Source organism: Rhizobium sp. L1K21 (genome assembly GCF_024055895.1).
Lineage (GTDB): Bacteria > Pseudomonadota > Alphaproteobacteria > Rhizobiales > Rhizobiaceae > Ensifer_A.
Genome location: NZ_JAMXLE010000001.1, coordinates 2,222,659 through 2,239,596, shown reverse-complemented (window position 1 = coordinate 2,239,596; position 16,938 = coordinate 2,222,659). Strand labels below are relative to the sequence as shown.

The 16,938-nt window shown below is 60.6% G+C and carries 24 protein-coding genes; 23 read left to right on the top strand and 1 reads right to left on the bottom strand.

What is annotated here, in order from left to right; genetic code table 11:
• Positions 1 to 16 precede the first annotated feature (16 nt).
• Positions 17 to 1,171 carry a phage portal protein gene (locus tag NHF56_RS10785; RefSeq protein WP_252804962.1) on the top strand — a complete coding sequence of 385 codons (1,155 nt, stop codon included), beginning with the start codon at positions 17 to 19 and terminating at the stop codon, positions 1,169 to 1,171.
• Positions 1,172 to 1,423: 252 nt separating this feature from the next.
• Here NHF56_RS10785 and NHF56_RS10780 read toward each other — a convergent pair whose 3' ends face one another.
• Positions 1,424 to 2,401 (bottom strand): isopenicillin N synthase family oxygenase, encoded by a 978-nt coding sequence (locus NHF56_RS10780; protein WP_252804182.1) that lies wholly within the window; start codon positions 2,399 to 2,401, stop codon positions 1,424 to 1,426.
• Between the two features lie 49 nt (positions 2,402 to 2,450).
• On the opposite strand from NHF56_RS10780, the gene NHF56_RS10775 reads away from it, so the two are divergent.
• The 22 genes from NHF56_RS10775 (at position 2,451) to NHF56_RS10675 (ending at position 16,938) form a co-directional block, all read left to right on the top strand.
• Complete coding sequence (locus NHF56_RS10775) at positions 2,451 to 2,720, top strand: hypothetical protein (protein ID WP_252804180.1); 270 nt, start codon at positions 2,451 to 2,453, stop codon at positions 2,718 to 2,720.
• 19 nt (positions 2,721 to 2,739) lie between these two features.
• Positions 2,740 to 3,048 carry a DUF6107 family protein gene (locus NHF56_RS10770; protein ID WP_252804178.1) on the top strand — a complete coding sequence of 103 codons (309 nt, stop codon included), beginning with the start codon at positions 2,740 to 2,742 and terminating at the stop codon, positions 3,046 to 3,048.
• Positions 3,049 to 3,123: 75 nt separating this feature from the next.
• Positions 3,124 to 3,501 (top strand): type II toxin-antitoxin system RelE/ParE family toxin, encoded by a 378-nt coding sequence (locus NHF56_RS10765; RefSeq protein ID WP_252804176.1) that lies wholly within the window; start codon positions 3,124 to 3,126, stop codon positions 3,499 to 3,501.
• Positions 3,498 to 3,833, top strand: a complete 336-nt coding sequence (locus NHF56_RS10760; protein ID WP_252804174.1) for a DNA-binding transcriptional regulator — start codon at positions 3,498 to 3,500, stop codon at positions 3,831 to 3,833. The genes NHF56_RS10765 and NHF56_RS10760 overlap by 4 nt, the downstream gene beginning before the upstream one ends.
• Positions 3,834 to 3,914: 81 nt before the next feature.
• Entirely contained in the window at positions 3,915 to 4,475 is a 561-nt protein-coding gene (locus NHF56_RS10755; protein WP_252804172.1) for an HK97 family phage prohead protease, read from the top strand.
• Positions 4,476 to 4,641: 166 nt separating this feature from the next.
• Positions 4,642 to 5,895: a phage major capsid protein gene (locus NHF56_RS10750; protein ID WP_252804170.1), complete on the top strand. Its 1,254-nt coding sequence runs from the start codon at positions 4,642 to 4,644 to the stop codon at positions 5,893 to 5,895.
• 220 nt (positions 5,896 to 6,115) lie between these two features.
• Positions 6,116 to 6,685: a head-tail connector protein gene (locus tag NHF56_RS10745; protein WP_252804169.1), complete on the top strand. Its 570-nt coding sequence runs from the start codon at positions 6,116 to 6,118 to the stop codon at positions 6,683 to 6,685.
• A 2-nt stretch (positions 6,686 to 6,687) separates the two neighbouring features.
• Complete coding sequence (locus NHF56_RS10740; protein WP_252804167.1) at positions 6,688 to 7,023, top strand: phage head closure protein; 336 nt, start codon at positions 6,688 to 6,690, stop codon at positions 7,021 to 7,023.
• Complete coding sequence (locus tag NHF56_RS20890) at positions 7,020 to 7,145, top strand: hypothetical protein (protein WP_256995395.1); 126 nt, start codon at positions 7,020 to 7,022, stop codon at positions 7,143 to 7,145. Before NHF56_RS10740 ends, NHF56_RS20890 begins: the two co-directional genes overlap by 4 nt.
• Positions 7,142 to 7,546 carry a DUF3168 domain-containing protein gene (locus NHF56_RS10735; protein ID WP_252804165.1) on the top strand — a complete coding sequence of 135 codons (405 nt, stop codon included), beginning with the start codon at positions 7,142 to 7,144 and terminating at the stop codon, positions 7,544 to 7,546. The genes NHF56_RS20890 and NHF56_RS10735 overlap by 4 nt, the downstream gene beginning before the upstream one ends.
• Positions 7,547 to 7,646: 100 nt before the next feature.
• Positions 7,647 to 7,832 (top strand): hypothetical protein, encoded by a 186-nt coding sequence (locus NHF56_RS10730; RefSeq protein ID WP_252804163.1) that lies wholly within the window; start codon positions 7,647 to 7,649, stop codon positions 7,830 to 7,832.
• 198 nt (positions 7,833 to 8,030) lie between these two features.
• Positions 8,031 to 8,444, top strand: a complete 414-nt coding sequence (locus NHF56_RS10725) for a phage major tail protein, TP901-1 family (protein ID WP_252804162.1) — start codon at positions 8,031 to 8,033, stop codon at positions 8,442 to 8,444.
• Positions 8,444 to 8,788, top strand: coding sequence for a gene transfer agent family protein (locus NHF56_RS10720; RefSeq protein WP_252804160.1), 345 nt, complete (start codon positions 8,444 to 8,446; stop codon positions 8,786 to 8,788). The genes NHF56_RS10725 and NHF56_RS10720 overlap by 1 nt, the downstream gene beginning before the upstream one ends.
• Positions 8,785 to 9,051: a rcc01693 family protein gene (locus NHF56_RS10715; RefSeq protein WP_252804158.1), complete on the top strand. Its 267-nt coding sequence runs from the start codon at positions 8,785 to 8,787 to the stop codon at positions 9,049 to 9,051. The genes NHF56_RS10720 and NHF56_RS10715 overlap by 4 nt, the downstream gene beginning before the upstream one ends.
• 147 nt (positions 9,052 to 9,198) lie before the next feature.
• Positions 9,199 to 9,777 (top strand): phage tail tape measure protein, encoded by a 579-nt coding sequence (locus NHF56_RS10710; RefSeq protein WP_252804157.1) that lies wholly within the window; start codon positions 9,199 to 9,201, stop codon positions 9,775 to 9,777.
• A 33-nt stretch (positions 9,778 to 9,810) separates the two neighbouring features.
• Positions 9,811 to 10,437 (top strand): DUF2460 domain-containing protein, encoded by a 627-nt coding sequence (locus NHF56_RS10705; RefSeq protein ID WP_252804155.1) that lies wholly within the window; start codon positions 9,811 to 9,813, stop codon positions 10,435 to 10,437.
• Positions 10,434 to 11,321 (top strand): DUF2163 domain-containing protein, encoded by an 888-nt coding sequence (locus tag NHF56_RS10700; protein ID WP_252804153.1) that lies wholly within the window; start codon positions 10,434 to 10,436, stop codon positions 11,319 to 11,321. The genes NHF56_RS10705 and NHF56_RS10700 overlap by 4 nt, the downstream gene beginning before the upstream one ends.
• A 6-nt stretch (positions 11,322 to 11,327) precedes the next feature.
• Positions 11,328 to 11,789 carry an NlpC/P60 family protein gene (locus NHF56_RS10695; RefSeq protein WP_252804151.1) on the top strand — a complete coding sequence of 154 codons (462 nt, stop codon included), beginning with the start codon at positions 11,328 to 11,330 and terminating at the stop codon, positions 11,787 to 11,789.
• A complete protein-coding gene (locus tag NHF56_RS10690; RefSeq protein ID WP_252804150.1) occupies positions 11,790 to 15,653 on the top strand; it encodes a glycoside hydrolase/phage tail family protein in 3,864 nt (1,287 codons plus the stop codon).
• Positions 15,654 to 15,667: 14 nt separating this feature from the next.
• Entirely contained in the window at positions 15,668 to 15,874 is a 207-nt protein-coding gene (locus tag NHF56_RS10685) for a hypothetical protein (RefSeq protein WP_252804148.1), read from the top strand.
• Between the two features lie 114 nt (positions 15,875 to 15,988).
• Positions 15,989 to 16,237 carry a hypothetical protein gene (locus NHF56_RS10680; protein WP_252804146.1) on the top strand — a complete coding sequence of 83 codons (249 nt, stop codon included), beginning with the start codon at positions 15,989 to 15,991 and terminating at the stop codon, positions 16,235 to 16,237.
• Positions 16,238 to 16,278: 41 nt separating this feature from the next.
• Positions 16,279 to 16,938, top strand: a complete 660-nt coding sequence (locus tag NHF56_RS10675; RefSeq protein WP_252804144.1) for a response regulator transcription factor — start codon at positions 16,279 to 16,281, stop codon at positions 16,936 to 16,938.

The window sequence follows — 16,938 nt, the reverse complement described above, 5'->3', positions numbered from 1 at the left end:
GACAGAAAGGCAAATGATGAAAATTCCATTTTTGAAGTCACCGCGCGCGAAAGCCGAGAGCGTGGCCGAAACGAAGGCGCATGGCGGGTTCTTTGCCTTTGCGGGGGCGGGCCATGCGCATTGGAGCATGCGCAATTATGCCGGGCTGGCGCGTGAGGGCTATATGCGCAATCCGGTGGCGCATCGCTGTGTGCGGATGATCTGCGAGGCGGCGGCCTCCGTTCCCTGGCTTGCTTTTGAAGGCGGGCGGGAAATGGATGAGCATCCGGTTCTGACGCTGTTCAAGAAGCCGAACGGACGGATGAGTGGCGCGGAGTTTTTCGAGGCGCTTTACGGCCATCTGCTGATTTCGGGCAATGCCTTTATTGAGCCTGTTATGCTGGATGAGGAGCTGCGCGAACTGCATTTGCTGCGGCCCGACCGGCTGCGGATTATCGAAGGGCGCGACGGCTGGCCAACGGCTTATGAATATCGGGTCGGCAACGCCATGCGGCGCTTTGCGGCAGACGGTGAGATGACACTGTTGCATCTGCGGCTCTTCCATCCGCTCGACGACCATATGGGGCTGGCACCCTTGGAAGCCGCAGGTTCCGCACTCGATCTCTCCAATGCGGCGGCAAGTTGGAACAAGGCGCTCTTGGATAATTCCGCCCGGCCATCGGGCGCACTGGTCTATCAGCCGAAGGAGGGCGGCAACCTGACAACAGCACAATATGAGCGGCTGAAGGCGGAACTGGCCGAGGGCTATTCGGGACCTGCGCGCGCGGGACGGCCTATGGTGCTGGAAGGCGGGCTCGACTGGAAAGCGATGGGCATGAGCCCGCGCGAAATGGACTTTGCCGAAGCCAAAAACGGTGCCGCGCGCGACATCGCGCTCGCTTTCGGCGTGCCGCCCATGCTGCTCGGCATTCCCGGCGACAACACCTATGCCAATTATGCCGAGGCCAACCGCGCCTTCTGGCGGCTGACCGTGTTGCCGCTGATTGCGCGCACGGCCGAGGCGCTGACCGGCTGGCTCGATGCGACCTATGACGGGCTGCGGCTGACCCATGACCTGGATCAGGTGGCCGGGCTTTCTGCAGAACGCAGCGAACTCTGGGCGCGGGTGGGTGCTGCCGGGTTCTTGACCGATGAGGAAAAGCGGCAGGCTGTGGGTTATGGGGTGAGCTGATTTACCCCTCGCCAAGCGCGCCTTCCAATCGCCTTTGGCTCTTGGGGCTTGGCTCACCTCTCCCGCCAGGAGAGAGGTAGGGCATTGTGCTTGCGGCATGCTTCCTTCTCCCCGCTCGCGGGGAGAAGGTGCCCAAAGGGCGGATGAGGGGCAAAGCGACTTCGGCTGTTTTGATGGCAGGCGTGGCTGCGGTGATCGCCCCTCACCCTAGCCCTCTCCCCGCACGCGGGGAGAGGGGACCTTTTGGGGTCTTTACATCACCGTGCTTTTGAATTTGCTCATGAGATAGGGGCCGGACAGCACCGGCTCGTATTTGGAGACCTCACCCTCTGCAAGGCATGAGGGCAGGGTGGCGATTTCGGCGTGCCAGTCGGGCTGGTGGAAAAAGGCAATCGACTGGCGGCGCTTGAGGCCACCGAGTTCGGGCGCAACATTGACGACCCGGTGGAGGGTGGAGACCCAGCGATCATTGGTCCAACGCGCCATCAGGTCACCGATATTGATGACGAAGGCACCATCAACCGGCGGCACCTCGCGCCAGGTGCCTTCGGGCGTGAAAATCTCAAGCCCGCGCGACCCGGCATCGGGCAGCAGAATGGTGAGGCTGCCATAGTCTGAATGCGCACCGGCGCGCAGCTGGCCCTCGGGCGGGGCAACCTCAAGCTCAGGATAATTGAGCGCGCGCATGGCGCTGACCGGATATTGGATGAAGGGATCGAAGAAAGTGGTTTCGAGATCGAGCGCCTCGGCAAAGGCGCGCATGATGCGGGAAGCGAGATCGGTCATCGCGCGGTAATAGGCCTGCCAGGCGTCGCGGAATTCCGGCGCGTTTTCGGGCCAGAGATTATCGGCAAAGCAGAAGGCCAAAGCTTCTGGATCATCCATGCCCGGCGGGCGCTTGAGCGGACCACCATTGAAGCTTTCCTTCAGGTCCGGCGGGGAGGCGGCATTGCGTGATTTGGCGAGCGCCTCGGTGCCGGGACCAAGATAGCCATAGGGGTAACCAGGATAGGGCGGCGCGACCTTGTGCTTCTCCTCAGGTGAGCGGTCGAAGAAGGCGCGCGCCGCGGATGTGAGATTGGAAATGGTCTGTGGATCGACACCATGATTGGCAATGGCGAGAAAGCCGGTTTCGCGGCAGATGCGGTCGAGTTCGGCAGCGTGTTTGGCGCGTTCGGCGGGGTCTGCGGATTCGAATGCGCCGAGATCGAAGACGGGAAAATCAGTCATGCAATGGGAACTCCTTTGAAGGCGCCAATTTGGAATCTTTTTCAAAGGCTTGTCCAGCGCAGATGAATCAAGTGGGCGTTTTTTAAGGTATCACTGCAATGGTCACAATCAATTGCAAAAACAGCGGCTTGCACGCGTTTTGAGACTCAATCTGGAAGCTTTTTTTGAATCGTTTTGTGAAGTCGTTGAATCGGCTTTTGAAGACATTCGCCCAAGCGATTCAAAAGAATCAGCTTTCGATCAATCCCTGACGCAACGGAAGGTTTGGGAAAGTCCCGCCAGGGCGTTTAAGACACGCCTGGCGCCGAAAGGTGAATGATAAGGTTGAGAGATTAAGAATGGCTTACTTCTCCGAGACGCAGGACCTGTGGCTGCCGCGCGCCGTGGGCGCATGCGCAGGCGCTGCGGTGTCGCTGATCTACATGCTTCCCAAAGGTCGCCGCGAGGCGGCGTCGCGTTTCATGACCGGACTGGTCTGCGGGCTGATCTTCGGCGGGCCGGTTGGCCTCTGGGGTGCCGAGCGCATGCATCTGGCAGGCGAACTTTCCGCAGGTGAAATCACGCTTGCCGGATCGGCGCTCGCAAGCCTGACGGCCTGGTGGGGGCTTGGCGTGCTTGCCCGGCTGGCGGAGAAGTGGGGGCGGTAATAAGAATATCTTCTATTGATGGTCTTGTTAAACTGTGTTTAATAGCTACGTGTTACACGTAGTTGAGGATTGCGCATGTTTTGCGTGCTTCAGACGGATGAGTATGTGCGGTCTGTCAAGCGTCTCGGACTCTCTGAGGCAGAGGCGCACAATATCGTCCAAAAGATATCGGAGAATCCGCTGATCGGAGACCTGATACCCGGCACAGGCGGAGCGCGTAAATGGCGTGTACCGATGGTCAACAAGGGAAAAAGTGGCGGGTATCGCGTCGTCAGCTATTACGCAGGTGACGATATTCCCGTGTTTCTGCTGGATATTTTCGCAAAAGGCGAAAAGATTAATTTGTCCAAGCGGGAACGAAATGAGCTGAGAGAGATTTTGGGTGGCATAGCTGAGGATTATCGGAACGGTGTGCGCGAGAAGATTGCTCAGTTAGCGGAGACAGGAACATGAGTGACGCAGGAAACAGACTTATAAAATCGGCTCTGCAGGCAAGAGAAATTGCAAAGGGCAATGTCAAACCGGCAAAAGCTTACATTCCTGCCGAAATTGACGTGAAGGCAATTAGAGCCAAGCTACGGCTGACTCAGGACGACTTCGCTTCGGAGTTCGGCTTCACGGTAAGCCAGATACGTGACTGGGAGCAGAACCGCTACCGGCCGCTCGGGAGTGATCGTGCTTATTTGTTGTTGATTGATCGCCACCCGGAAACATTGCGTCAGCTGTTGCGGGAGGTCATGAGCGAAAGCGAAGGGCGGGAGCTACCGGAAGCGGCTTCGATGTAGATGTGCTCCAGAAGAACAATTCGGTGTTTCAAAACCCGGCCATCGCGCCGGGTTTTTTGTTGCCTGAGAAAAGAGGATGCGATGGAACGGATGGTTGCGGCGGACGAGGTGAAATTTATCGGGCTCGACCTGAAGGGGCTGAGCGAGACCGGGGTGTTTGCCGGTTATGCGAGTGTATTCGGCGAGGTGGACCTGGGCAAGGATGTGATTGCGCCGGGGGCTTTTGCCCGCTCGCTGAAGAGCCGGGGTGCAGGTGGCGTGCGCATGCTGTTTCAGCATGACCCGGCCGCACCGCTGGGACGCTGGACGAAAATCCGCGAGGATGCGCGCGGGCTTTATGTGGAGGGCAAGCTCTCTCAAGGCGTGGCCAAGGCTGACGAGGTGTTGAGCCTGATGCGCTCCGGGGCGCTGGACGGGCTTTCCATCGGGTTCCAGACGGTGCGCTCGAAAAAGGATGCCAGGACCGGCGTGCGCCATATTTTGGAGGCCGACCTCTGGGAGATTTCCGTGGTGACCTTTCCCATGCTGCCGGTGGCGCGGGTGAGCGAGGTGAAGGAATATGGCCGGGCGGGCGAGGCGGCGAGCGCGGAATGGGCGCTGGTGCGCAAGATGAAGGCGGCGGCGCAGATGATGAAAGGTTGAGGGTGGGGTCTTCTCCCCTTGGGGAGAAGACCAGGCGGGTGAGACGCCGCCGTCCTCTCGCCACGGATAGACGATGGGACGATAAGGTTTCCGGTGGCTGGGGCTGCCGGGTTTTGGAGGGGTCGTGTTTGCGGCCCCTTTTTCATGTCCAGAAAAGGAAGAGGTAATGACTGAAGAAACGATGACGGCTGCCCCGGAGATCAAGGCTGTGCCGGAAACGATGAATGCGGCGTTCGATGAATTCATGAGCGCGTTTGAGACGTTCAAGGAGACGAATGACCGTCGCCTGGAAGAGCTTTCGAAGAAGATGAGCGCGGATGCGCTGACGGATGAAAAGCTGGAACGCATCAACAAGGCGATGGATGAGCAGAAGCGTGTGCTGGACCATCTGGCGCTGAAGAAGGCGCGACCGGCGCTCGGCCGCTCGTCCGTGCATGCGATTGACGCAATCGAGCACAAGCAGGCCTTCGAGAACTACATCCGCCGTGGCGACGAGAGCGGGCTGAAAGAGATCGAGGCCAAGGCGCTGTCTGCAGGCACAGGGGCCGATGGCGGCTATACGGTGCCGGATGAAGTGGACAGCGAGATTGGCCGCAGGCTGGCGGCGATTTCGCCGGTACGGGCTCTGGCAACGGTGCGGCAGGTCTCTTCGAATGTGCTGAAAAAGCCCTTTGCGGTGGATGGCATGTCGACCGGCTGGGTGGCTGAGACGGGTGCGCGGGCGCAGACCGCAACGCCGCAGCTCGCCGAACTCTCCTTCCCCGTGATGGAGCTTTACGCCATGCCGGCGGCAACGCCGACGCTGCTTGAGGACTCGGCGGTTGATATCGAAGCCTGGATTGCCGGCGAGGTGGATATCGCCTTTGCCGAACAGGAAGGGGCAGCCTTCATCAATGGTGACGGCACCAACAAGCCGACCGGCATTCTCTCCTACACGACCGTTGCCGATGACAGCTGGAGCTGGGGCAAGCTCGGATATGTGGCAACCGGTGCGTCCGGTGCCTTTGCCGCAAGTGGGCCAAGCGACACGCTGATTGAAGCGATCTATGCGTTGAAGGCGGGTTATCGGCAAAACGCGACGATCCTGATGAACCGTCAGACGCAGGGGCAGATCCGCAAGTTCAAGGATGCTGACGGCAATTACCTCTGGCTGCCGCCGAGCGGTCCCGGCCAGGCTGCAAGCCTGATGGGCTATCCGGTGATGGAGGCTGAAGACATGCCGGATGTGGGCGCAGGCAGCTACTCGATTGCGGTGGGCGATTTCCGCTCCGGCTATCTGGTTGTCGACCGCACCGGCGTGCAGGTGTTGCGCGATCCCTACTCCGCCAAACCCTATGTGCTGTTCTACACGACCAAGCGCGTGGGCGGCGGCGTGCAGAATTTCGAGGCGATCAAGCTTGTGAAATTTGCGGCGAGCTGATGACGTCCCTCGGTCATCCTCGGGCTTGACCCGAGGATCCACGCGCAGGTTTGCGTTTGGATGGTCGGGTCAGGCCCGACCATGACGGGGGAAGGGGCGTGAACGCCCCTCATCCGCCCTTCGGGCTCCTTTTCCCCGCAGGCGGGGCGAAGGACAAGGCGGCGTCCGTTTTCCTCCCCGGCGGACGCCGCATCTCAATTGCACATTTTCGGAGAAATTCATGACCTATGCGCTTGTGACACCACCGGCGGCAGAGCCGCTGACCCTTGCCGATGTGAAGGCGCATTTGCGTCTTGATGGGTCCGATGAGGATGATCTGCTGGCGGCCCTGATTGCGGCGGCGCGGCAACATCTGGAAGCGTCAACGGGGCTTTGCCTGATCACGCAAGGCTGGCGGCTCTATCTGGATCGCTGGCCGTGGAACGGGATGATCGAGATTGCCAAAGGGCCGCTGCAGCTGGTTGAAAGCGTCACCGTTTATGATGGTGACGGGGTTGGCGAAGACGTGTCACTCGACGGGCATGTGCTGGATGCGGCATCCGAGCCTGCGCGGTTTTTCCTGGAAAGTCAGCCGCTGCCGGGGCGGGCGTTGAACGGGATCGAGATCGATTTTCTGGCGGGCTTCGGCGATGCGGCAACCGATGTGCCGGACGCACTGAAGCGCGCCATGCTGATGCATGTGGCGCTGATGTATGAACTGCGCGGGGCGGTGAGCGCCGACATGCAGCCCGCGGCGGTACCCGCAGGCTATGAACGGCTGATCTCGCCCTATCGCACGGTGAGACTGTGACCATGCCGGTGCTGTTTTTTGATCCCGGCCAGATGACGGCGCGGCTGGAGCTGGAAAAGGCCGTTGGTGTGTCCGACGGGCAGGGCGGCGCGAGCCTCACCTGGGTGAGTATCGGGGCGCTATGGGCGCGCATCGAGCCGGTGTCGATGACACCGGATGAGGTGGCGGGGCAGGAACGCGGCCTGCTGACGCATCGTATATGGATACGTCACCGCGCCGATATCGAGACCGGCATGCGGCTGCGCAAAGGGGCGCGGGTTTTCGATATCCGCGCGCTGCGCGACCCCGACGAAACGCGGCGTTATCTCGTGTGTCTCTGCGAAGAGGGGCGGCCATGAACATTTCGGTGAATGTGACCTTGAGTGATCTGACAGAGGCCTTGCGGCGGCTGGCGGAGGAGGCGCGTGGCGCGAAGGCGCAAGATGAGCGCCAGAGTGAGAAAAAGGAGAAGCCGCGATGAGTTCGGCGGAAAGCGCGCTGCAGCAAGCCGTCTATGCGGCACTGGCAAGCGATGGCGGACTGAGCGCGATGATCGGCGCGGACGGCGTGCATGACCGGCAGCTAACCAAGACGGATATGCCCTATGTGCTGATCCGCGAGATGACGGCAAGCGACATTGGTGCCGATGGTGACGGGATGCAGGAAATTCTGCTGACGCTGGAAGCCTGGTCGGCGGGTGCGGGCCATGCCGAAGTGCAGTCCATCGCCGGGCAGGTGCGTGCTGTGCTCGATGATGCGGGCCTGGTCCTGGCCGACGGTTTTTCGCTGATCAGCCTCTATCACCGCAAGACGCGCATTCGGCGCGAGACGAAAACGCGGCTGCATGTTGCGGAGATGACCTTTCGGGCGGTGGTGGCATAGGGGCGCTGGATCGCGTTGAAGGGGGCCTGCTCGAAGGGGTCAGGGAACAAAGCCCTCTCCGCTTCGTTGTTCAATCGGTCAACTGAGAGGAGCAGGAACCATGGCTACCGAAAACGCCCCGACTGAAAAGGGCAAGGACTCTGCCGAACGTTATCGCCAGGAAACGCGCGCGGAAGAGGAGCGCGTGGAAGCGCAAAAAGGCTCCGACCTCGCCAAGGGAGCTGACCGCGTGGAGGAACGTTCGGAAAGCTCCGACGGGAAAGACCCCGGCGAGAAGCAGCAATAAGGCACATCAGGATTTTTGAAATCTGCGAAAGCGACCGGACGCTTGGAAAAGCGGCCGGAAAGAAAAAATAACAACGATTGTGTGTGAGAAGGCTGAAGCCGCGTCTGACGCGGTGTGTCAAACGCAAGCCCTTCGATCACAACCAAGCTCAAGCGCCCCATCGTGGGCGCTTTTTTTTATGGTGCGAAAGGATAAACCATGGTGGCGCAGAAGGGGCGTGATCTTCTTTTGAAGATCTATGATGAGAACAGTTCGGCCTTTGTAACGGTGGCCGGGCTCAGATCGCGCAAACTGGCATTCAACGCAGCCCAGGTGGATGTGACGGATGCCGAAAGTGCGGGGCGCTGGCGCGAACTGCTGGAAGGGGCCAGTGTGCAACGGGCGTCACTTTCGGGTTCAGGGATTTTCAAGGATCAATCCTCCGATGAGCTGGTGCGGGCGGCATTTTTCAACGGCAGTATTTTCAACTGGCAGGTGATCGTGCCGGATTTCGGGACGGTGAGTGGACCTTTCCAGATCACGGCGCTGGAATATTCCGGCCAGTATAATGGCGAAGTGCTGTTTGAACTGGCGCTGGAATCGGCCGGTGAACTCACCTTCGGTGCGGCCTGATGAGCGGGCGGGCAAACAAACGCCGCGGCGAAGTGGAGGCCGTGATCGGGGGCGAACGGCGGGTGCTCTGCCTGACGCTCGGCGGACTGGCGGAACTGGAAACGGCTTTTGCGGCTGAAAACCTGAACGATCTGGCAGCCCGCTTTTCCTCCGGCAAATTGAAAGCCGATGACATGATCCGCATCATCGGAGCGGGGTTGCGTGGCGGCGGCAACCTGTTTTCCGATGAAGACGTGGCCTTGATGGAAATCGAGGGCGGCATTGCAGGTGCGGCCAGGATCGTGGCCGAGCTCCTGATGTCTGCCTTCGGCGGTGCAGCGGAGACACCCACCGGCCGCCCTTGAAAGCCGCAGCAGGTGTTAAGACGGCAGGGCCTGAGCCATTTCCCTGGGCGCATGTGATCCATGCCGGTCTCTGCCTGCTGCGGCTGGACCCGAAAACATTCTGGGCGATGAGCCCGCGCGAATTTCACGCCATGACAGGCGGGGCCATGCCGAAGGTGGCGCTGCCGCTGGCGGAACTGATGGCGCGGTATCCGGATGACGGTGATGGTGTCCTCGCCCCTTGTGGGAGAGGACGTGATTTCAACATCTTAGCCAAGGGCTAAGTGTTAGAAATCACTGGTGAGGGGATGTTCGCTCAGGCGCTGCACCCCTCACTTGCAAAATCTAAGACTTAGCTTTGCTAAGCCCAAGATTTTGCTTTCTCTCCCACAAGGGGAGAGACGAAATTGCGGCAACCAACGGAGTGAACCATGACAGACGGAAATCTCTCGGTCGGGATCGATGTGGATACGGGCGAGCTGAACGATGTGCTCTCTGATCTGGAGGCGCGGTCGCGCTCTTTCGGGGCAGCGCTCACGGGCGCGCTGAAGTCGGCGGCAAGCGATGGCAAGGGGCTGGAGGATGTGTTGCGCGGGCTGGCACTGCGCGTGAGCGAGATTTCGCTGAGCGCCGGCTTGAAGCCGCTCGAAAATCTGCTGACGAGTTCGGTTTCATCGGTTGCCTCCAGTCTGCCCAGCCTGTTGGGCTTTGCCAATGGCGGCGTACCAGGGCGGGTGCAGCCGTTTGCCGCGGGCGGTGTTGTTTCGTCTCCGACCTTCTTTCCGATGGGCGGCGACGTAGGCCTGATGGGCGAAGCCGGAACCGAAGCGGTGATGCCCCTGAAACGCGGTGCCGACGGCAAACTGGGCGTTGCGATGAACAGTGCAGGCGGCGGCAGCCAGATCGTCTTTAATGTGCAGGCAACGGACGCGGCGAGTTTCCGGAAGTCGGAAGCGCAGATTTCGGCGATGCTGGCCCGCGCCGTGGGGCGTGGGCAACGGGGTGTATAAGGCACCTCCATCTAACGAAACAGGAAATCCAAGATGACCTCATTTCACGAGGTTCGCTTTCCGTTGCGGCTGGCGCTGGGCGTCAGTGGTGGGCCGGAGAGGCGGACGGATATTGTCAATCTTTCCAACGGGCGCGAGGCGCGCAATGCGCGGTGGAAGAATTCGCGCCGGGTTTATGATGCCGGTTCGGGTGTGCGCTCGGTGAGCGATCTTTATGAGGTGCTCGCGTTTTTCGAGGCGCGCTCGGGCGAGCTTTACGGGTTTCGGTTTCGCGATCCGGTCGACAACAAGAGTTGTGCGCCACTGGCGACGGTGAGCGCTGCCGATCAGGTGATCGGCACCGGCGATGGCGTGAAGACGGCTTTTCAGCTGATCAAGACCTATGCAGACGCCGGTGGCAGCAAGGTGCGTGAAATCGCCAAGCCAGTGGAGGGATCGGTGAAGATGGCCGTCGGCGGCGTGGAGACGAGCGGCTTCGCGCTCGATGCATCGACCGGTATCGTGACACTGAATGCGGCACCGGCGGCGGGAGCCACGATTACGGCGGGTTTTGAATTTGATGTGCCGGTGCGCTTTGCCGTCAGCCGGATCGATATCGACCTGCAGGCCTTCAATGCCGGGCGCATACCAACCATTCCCTTGATGGAGATCTTGCCATGAGAAAGATACCGGCGGCATTGAAAGCGCATCTGGATGGCGGCGTGACGACCACCTGCCGCGCCTGGCGCGTGACGCGCAGAGACGGCACGGTGTTGGGCTTTACCGAACATGATGGCGACCTGACATTTGACGAAACGACCTTTTTCGCAGCCAGCGGCTTTCAGGCAAGCGACGCGGAGGCGGCAACCGGAATGGCGGCCGCCAATGGCGAGGTCGCCGGTGCGTTTTCCTCGCAGGCCATTTCCGAAGAGGACCTGATGCTGGGGCTCTACGACGGGGCCAAGGTGGAGGTCTTTGTCGTCAACTGGGCCGAGCCGAGCCAATATGTCCTCGAAGCGGTGCGCGAGATCGGCGAGGTGACACGAACGGCAGACCATTTTCAGGCCGAATTGCGCGGGATTGCAGCAAGGCTGGATCAGCCACAGGGACGCGTTTATGCGCGCGGCTGCGACACGGAACTGGGCAGTCCGCAATGCGGGATCGATCTTGCCCAGGAACGCTTTTCGCGCACTGGTGCAATCGTTTCTGCAAGCGCGACACAGGCGACAGTCTCCGGGCTTGAAGCCTTTGATGATGGCTTTCTGCGCTTCGGCGTGCTGACTTTTACAAGCGGGGCGCTGGCCGCAACCAAGGTCGACATTGGCGCGCACACGAAAGGAGCAGACAGCGTGACGCTGGGCTTCTGGCTGCCGCTGCCGAAAGCGCCGCAGGCTGGTGATACATTCTCCGTCGTTGCCGGGTGCGACAAGCGCTTTGCGACCTGCAAGGCCAAGTTTGCCAACGCGGCGAACTTTCGCGGCTTCCCGCATATGCCGGGATCGGACTTCGCCTATTCCTATGCCAGCGGTGCAAGCGCACACGACGGCAGTCCTCTGTTTGGGTGAACCCAGATGGCAAAGACGGCAAACGAACGGGTGCTGGCAGCAGCACACGAATGGATCGGCACGCCCTACAGGCATCAAGGATCACGGCGCGGCGTTGGCTGCGATTGTTTAGGCCTTGTGCGCGGGCTTTGGCGGGAAATCTATGGTGAAGAGCCGGAGAGCCCGGGCAACTACGCGCCCGACTGGGCCGAAAGAAGCGGCAAGGACAGGCTGCACGAAGCGGCTAAGCGGCATTTGCTGCCGGTGGAGCCGAGGGAAAACATGCAGCCGGGCGATCTTCTGCTGTTTCGCTGGCGCGACGGATATCCGGCAAAACATGCGGGCATTCTGGCGGAGGGCGGGCGTTTCATTCACGCCTGGGAACATTCAGGCGTTGTTTCTTCCCCGCTGGTGCCGGCATGGCGAAGGCGTCTGGCGCATGTGTTTCGTTTTCCCGAGATCAATGAAATGAAAACCGAGGGGGCCTGAATGGCAACGATTGTTTTGCAGGCGGCGGGTGCTGCGCTTGGCAGCGTTTTCGGACCCGTTGGGGCTATCGTTGGCCGCGCGGCAGGTGCGCTTGTCGGTTCGGCCATGGACCGGCAGCTTTTCGGCAAGAGCACGACAAAGGTTGTGACCGGAAGCCAACTGTCGACCGCGCGTATTCCAGGTGCGGATGAAGGCATAGCCATGACGCGGGTCTATGGCACGGCGCGGATCGGCGGCACGCTGTTCTGGGCGACTCGCTTTGAAGAGCAGGTGACGGTGGAGCGCAGCACCGGCGGTGGTGGCGGCAAAGGGGGATCGCGTTCCACCACCACGGTGGAGACGCAGAAATATTACTACTATGCCAATTTTGCCCTCGGCCTCTGCGAGGGACCGATTGCGGCGGTGCGGCGGGTGTGGGCGGACGGTCAGGAAATCGATCTTTCCGGCATCACCATGCGGCTTTATCGCGGCACGGAGAGCCAGGAGGCCGACCCGTTGATTGAGGCTAAACAGGGGGCGGGCAACACGCCTGCTTACAGGGGGCTTGCCTATGTGGTGTTCGAGCGGCTGCCGCTGGAAGCCTATGGCAACCGCATTCCCGTTCTGGAGTTTGAAGTGGTGCGGGCGATCGGCGCGCTGGAGAAAAACGTGCGTGCGATCACGCTCATTCCCGGTGCGACCGAACATGGCTATCATCCCGAGCGGGTGACAGAGACACTGAGCGCCGGTGAACAGCGGATCATCAACCGCAATGTTTCCTACGCCTATTCCGATTGGACCGCTTCGCTTGATGAATTGCAGGCGCTCTGCCCGAACCTGGAGCGGGTGACGCTCATCGTCAGCTGGTTTGGTGACGATCTGCGGGTAGGGGTGTGTACCGTGCAACCCGGAGTGGAAGTGCCTACACGCAGCAATGAATCAAGCCCCTGGCGGGTGAGTGGCGTGGAGCGCGGCGGTGCCTATCTTGTATCGCGCAGCAATGGCGCTGCCGCCTATGGCGGAACACCAAGCGATGCAAGCGTTGTCGCCGCAATACGCGACCTGAAGGCGCGTGGGCTGAAAGTGTTTTTGCATCCCTTCATTCTGATGGATGTGCCGGCGGGAAACGGAAAAACTGATCCATATGGCGCTGGCGAGCAGGCGACCTATCCCTGGCGCGGGCGCATAACCTGTCATCCGGCAGCAGGGATTGCGGGCAGCACGGACAAGAGCGCTGACGCCCGCGCACAGGTGGAGGCATTTTTGGGAAGTGCGGCACCCGGCGACTTCAACACCAACGGGACGGAGGTGAACTACTCCGGGGCTGAAAAGAGCTATCGCAGGATGATGCTGCATTACGCGAAACTGGCGGCAGTGGCTGGAGGTGTGGAAGGTTTCCTGATCGGATCGGAACTGCGTGGGCTGACGCGTATTCGCGATGCGGCAAATGCCTTTCCTTTCGTGGAGGGGCTGGTGCGGCTGGCGGGCGATGTGAGAGCGGTTCTGGGGTCCGGAACCGCGGTGACCTATGCCGCCGATTGGAGCGAATATTTTGGATATCAGCCTCAGGACGGGTCCGGCGAGGTGTGGTTCAACCTCGATCCGCTCTGGGCCAGCAGCCACATCGATGCGGTCGGCATCGACAATTATATGCCGCTTGCCGATTGGCGGGATGATGACCTGAGCGCGGCCAATCCCGACGGCATGACGGCTGCCGACGATGTGGCAGGACTGCAGGCAGCGATCACGTCGGGTGAGGGGTTTGACTGGTATTATGCCAGTGCCGCCGACCGCGAAAGCCGGTTGCGCAGCGCGATTACCGATGGATTGGCGGGTAAACCGTGGGTCTACCGGTACAAGGATATCGAAGGCTGGTGGTCCAACCGGCACTATAACCGCGTGGGCGGGGTGGAAGCGTCAGCGCCGACGGCATGGACGGCCCGCGCGAAACCGATCTGGTTCATGGAACTCGGCTGCCCGGCGATCGATCGCGGTGCCAACCAGCCGAACGTGTTTGTCGATGCGAAATCATCGGAAAGCGCTTATCCCTATTTTTCGGGCGGTGCACGAAACGACAGCCAGCAACGCCGGTTTCTGGACGCACATCTTGGCTGGTGGACGTCGACGGCGGCACCCGCCGGAATGGTCGATCCGGGTCATGTCTTTCTATGGACATGGGACGCCCGGCCATCACCGGCTTTTCCGGAAAATACAAGCCTCTTTGCCGACGGCGTGAACTGGCACAAGGGCCATTGGCTGAACGGGCGGTTGGGCGCGGGTACGCAGGCGGAAATTATTGCCGCGATCCTCAAGGATCATGGGTTCGCAGATTTCGACGTCAACGGCGTGAGTGGTGACCTGACCGGCTATGTGCAGGGCGATGTGACATCGGCGCGTGAACTGCTGCAGCCGATCATGGAGGCTTTCCAGATTGGCGTTGCTGAGCGCGCGGGTGTGTTGACCTTCTTTTCAAGATCAAAGCGTTCGCTTTCAGCTCAAGTGATCGATGTGGTGGCGGACATCGAAGACGAGCCGCTTTGGCAGGAAAAGCGGGCGCAGGAGAGCGATTTATCAGGACAGGCAATTCTGGACCATTACGACGAGGCGGGAGGCTATGACCGTGCGGTGGCGCGTTCGCGCAAGGTGAGTGCGGCCAGCGACCGGATATTGCGGGTGGCGCTGAATGGCGCGTTGGCCGAACCGACGGCAGCGGCAGCAGCCGAGGAACTGTTGCGCGACCACCGGGTGCAACGGCGCTCGATCAGCTTTCGTCTGCCGCCGACAGCGCTGGAGCTGGAACCGGGCGATACGCTGAACATGGCCGAACTGGACGGTACGTTTCTCGTCTCACGCATTGAGGATGGCGAAAGCCGTGTGGTGGAGGCCGGTGAATATACGCCGTCGCATGCCGTGAGCACCTATGAGGCGGTCTCAAGGCGCATTGAAAGCCAACAGGCTTCGGCGGCGTTCGACCCTGTTATTCACCTGATGGACCTGCCGAAGCTCGGCACCGGCAATGCGGTGGACTTTGCCTGTGCGGCGGCCTTTGTTGCGCCCTGGCGCGCATTGACGCTGCTTTCCAGTGCGACCGATGAAGGCTATGCCGCGCGCGTGACGCTGAGGACGCCGGCGGTGATCGGCGTTTTGAAAACCGCTCTGGAGCCGGGGGTCGCAAGCCGCATCGACCATGCGCAGGCGCTCAATGTGCAAGTGACCTCCGGTGGCTTTTCCGCCGCAGAAGAGGTGCAGGTGCTGAACGGCAAGAACCGGCTGGCGGTGCAATCATCGACGGGGGTTTGGGAAGTCGTAAGCTTTATCAATGCCGAGCAGGTGGAAAGCGGTTCCTGGCGCTTGACCGGATTGATCCGCGGGCAGGGCGGAACCGAGGATGCGATGGTGGCTGGCGCACTGGAGGGCGCGCCCGTCGTGCTGCTGGACGAGGCGGTGAAGTCGCTGGGGCTTGACCAGAGCGAGGCCGGTCTGGCGCTCAACTGGTATGGTGAGGCGGGTGATCAGCAATCCGAACGGATGCCGTTCACAGGCGGGGTGCGGGCGCAAACGCCGCTTGCGCCGGTCCATCTGAAAGCGTTTCGTGAAAGTGGCGGAACCCGGTTTTATTGGGTACGGCGCGGGCGCGAGGACGCCGATAATTGGGCGGCCTACGAAATACCGCTCGACGAGCCGGAAGAGCGCTACCTCGTGGAGGTAATGTCCGGCGGAAACGTGGTGCGCCGCGCAGAAGCGGATGAGCCCGGATTTTTCTATGCAATGGCAGATGAGCTTGCCGATTTCGGCATGGAGCAGAGCGAACTGACGCTGCGCGTGCGCCAGCTTGGCTGGAGCGTGGCCCAAGGGCTCGCCGCCACGAAAACCTTTATTTTGTGAAGAAGGAGACGAAAATGGATGATCTGAAACTGTGGTATCAGTCCCGCACCGTGTGGGGTGCATTGATTGCAATTCTGGCTTCTGTTGCCCAAATGGGTGGTGTTCACGTGGATACTTCGACCCAGGGCGATATTGCCGCAAATCTGGTATCGCTTTCCGGTGCGCTGGGTGGCCTCATCGCGATCTACGGTCGGGTGAAGGCGAACAAGCGCCTCGGCTGATTTTTCGGCCGCGAAAATGCGTTTCCGTTTCAATCCGTCCTCCCATTCATTTGCCATTCAGACTTGAACGGTTATCTTCCGCTCAAGATTGGTAACAGATGTGAGGACGAACCAATGGGAACTCTTTTCGCGGCCGCCCTCCTGAGCGCAGGCGTCGGCCTCTCCGCCGGCAGCGCGAATGGGATTGACGCTAAAATCATGACGGTGGCAGGCGACTGCTCCGGCGCGGCCGCACAGGTTGCCGCCCAGACCGGCGGGCAGGTGCTTTCTGCACAACCTTCCGGCGCGGAATGCGTGATCACGGTTCTGGTGCCGGGCGAAGGTGGCCCGCCCAAGAAGATGACCGTTCGCGTGCCGATGTGATAGCTTCCGGCGAAATTCTGAACTGAGAATCGGGAGAATCAATGCGCATTCTGGTTGTTGAAGACGATGAAAACCTGAACCGGCAGCTTTGCGAAACGCTGCAGGAAGCAGGTTATGTTGTCGACCGTGCCTTCGACGGTGAGGAAGGGCATTTTCTGGGCGATACCGAACCGTATGACGCTATTGTTCTCGATATCGGTTTGCCGGAAATGGACGGGATCACCATTCTGGAAAAATGGCGCGAAGCGGGGCGCAATATGCCGGTGCTCATCCTGACGGCGCGCGACCGCTGGAGCGACAAGGTGGCCGGCATTGACGCCGGTGCCGATGATTATGTGACCAAGCCGTTTCACACCGAAGAGGTGCTGGCGCGCATCCGGGCGCTGATCCGCCGCGCGGCAGGTCATGCCTCGTCGGATATCGTCTGCGGACCGGTTCGGCTCGACACGAAAGCCTCCAAGGCAAGTGTGGATGGTGTGGCGCTGAAACTGACCTCGCACGAGTTCCGCCTGCTGTCCTATCTGATGCATCACATGGGCGAGGTGGTGTCGCGAACCGAGCTGGTCGAGCATATGTATGATCAGGATTTCGACCGTGATTCCAATACAATCGAAGTGTTTGTGGGACGTCTCCGCAAGAAGATCGGTGGCGACCTGATCGAAACCGTCCGCGGCCTCGGCTACCGTATGCAAGCCCCTTGA

Excerpts from the sequence above, each read along its gene's own strand:
- NHF56_RS10785 (WP_252804962.1), top strand. The coding sequence starts at position 17 with ATGAAAATTCCATTTTTGAAGTCACCGCGCGCGAAAGCCGAGAGCGTG.
- NHF56_RS10780 (WP_252804182.1), bottom strand. The coding sequence starts at position 2,401 with ATGACTGATTTTCCCGTCTTCGATCTCGGCGCATTCGAATCCGCAGAC.
- NHF56_RS10770 (WP_252804178.1), top strand. The coding sequence starts at position 2,740 with ATGGCTTACTTCTCCGAGACGCAGGACCTGTGGCTGCCGCGCGCCGTG.
- NHF56_RS10765 (WP_252804176.1), top strand. The coding sequence starts at position 3,124 with ATGTTTTGCGTGCTTCAGACGGATGAGTATGTGCGGTCTGTCAAGCGT.
- NHF56_RS10760 (WP_252804174.1), top strand. The coding sequence starts at position 3,498 with ATGAGTGACGCAGGAAACAGACTTATAAAATCGGCTCTGCAGGCAAGA.
- NHF56_RS10755 (WP_252804172.1), top strand. The coding sequence starts at position 3,915 with ATGGAACGGATGGTTGCGGCGGACGAGGTGAAATTTATCGGGCTCGAC.
- NHF56_RS10750 (WP_252804170.1), top strand. The coding sequence starts at position 4,642 with ATGACTGAAGAAACGATGACGGCTGCCCCGGAGATCAAGGCTGTGCCG.
- NHF56_RS10745 (WP_252804169.1), top strand. The coding sequence starts at position 6,116 with ATGACCTATGCGCTTGTGACACCACCGGCGGCAGAGCCGCTGACCCTT.
- NHF56_RS10740 (WP_252804167.1), top strand. The coding sequence starts at position 6,688 with ATGCCGGTGCTGTTTTTTGATCCCGGCCAGATGACGGCGCGGCTGGAG.
- NHF56_RS20890 (WP_256995395.1), top strand. The coding sequence starts at position 7,020 with ATGAACATTTCGGTGAATGTGACCTTGAGTGATCTGACAGAGGCCTTG.
- NHF56_RS10735 (WP_252804165.1), top strand. The coding sequence starts at position 7,142 with ATGAGTTCGGCGGAAAGCGCGCTGCAGCAAGCCGTCTATGCGGCACTG.
- NHF56_RS10730 (WP_252804163.1), top strand. The coding sequence starts at position 7,647 with ATGGCTACCGAAAACGCCCCGACTGAAAAGGGCAAGGACTCTGCCGAA.
- NHF56_RS10725 (WP_252804162.1), top strand. The coding sequence starts at position 8,031 with ATGGTGGCGCAGAAGGGGCGTGATCTTCTTTTGAAGATCTATGATGAG.
- NHF56_RS10720 (WP_252804160.1), top strand. The coding sequence starts at position 8,444 with ATGAGCGGGCGGGCAAACAAACGCCGCGGCGAAGTGGAGGCCGTGATC.
- NHF56_RS10710 (WP_252804157.1), top strand. The coding sequence starts at position 9,199 with ATGACAGACGGAAATCTCTCGGTCGGGATCGATGTGGATACGGGCGAG.
- NHF56_RS10705 (WP_252804155.1), top strand. The coding sequence starts at position 9,811 with ATGACCTCATTTCACGAGGTTCGCTTTCCGTTGCGGCTGGCGCTGGGC.
- NHF56_RS10700 (WP_252804153.1), top strand. The coding sequence starts at position 10,434 with ATGAGAAAGATACCGGCGGCATTGAAAGCGCATCTGGATGGCGGCGTG.
- NHF56_RS10695 (WP_252804151.1), top strand. The coding sequence starts at position 11,328 with ATGGCAAAGACGGCAAACGAACGGGTGCTGGCAGCAGCACACGAATGG.
- NHF56_RS10690 (WP_252804150.1), top strand. The coding sequence starts at position 11,790 with ATGGCAACGATTGTTTTGCAGGCGGCGGGTGCTGCGCTTGGCAGCGTT.
- NHF56_RS10685 (WP_252804148.1), top strand. The coding sequence starts at position 15,668 with ATGGATGATCTGAAACTGTGGTATCAGTCCCGCACCGTGTGGGGTGCA.
- NHF56_RS10680 (WP_252804146.1), top strand. The coding sequence starts at position 15,989 with ATGGGAACTCTTTTCGCGGCCGCCCTCCTGAGCGCAGGCGTCGGCCTC.
- NHF56_RS10675 (WP_252804144.1), top strand. The coding sequence starts at position 16,279 with ATGCGCATTCTGGTTGTTGAAGACGATGAAAACCTGAACCGGCAGCTT.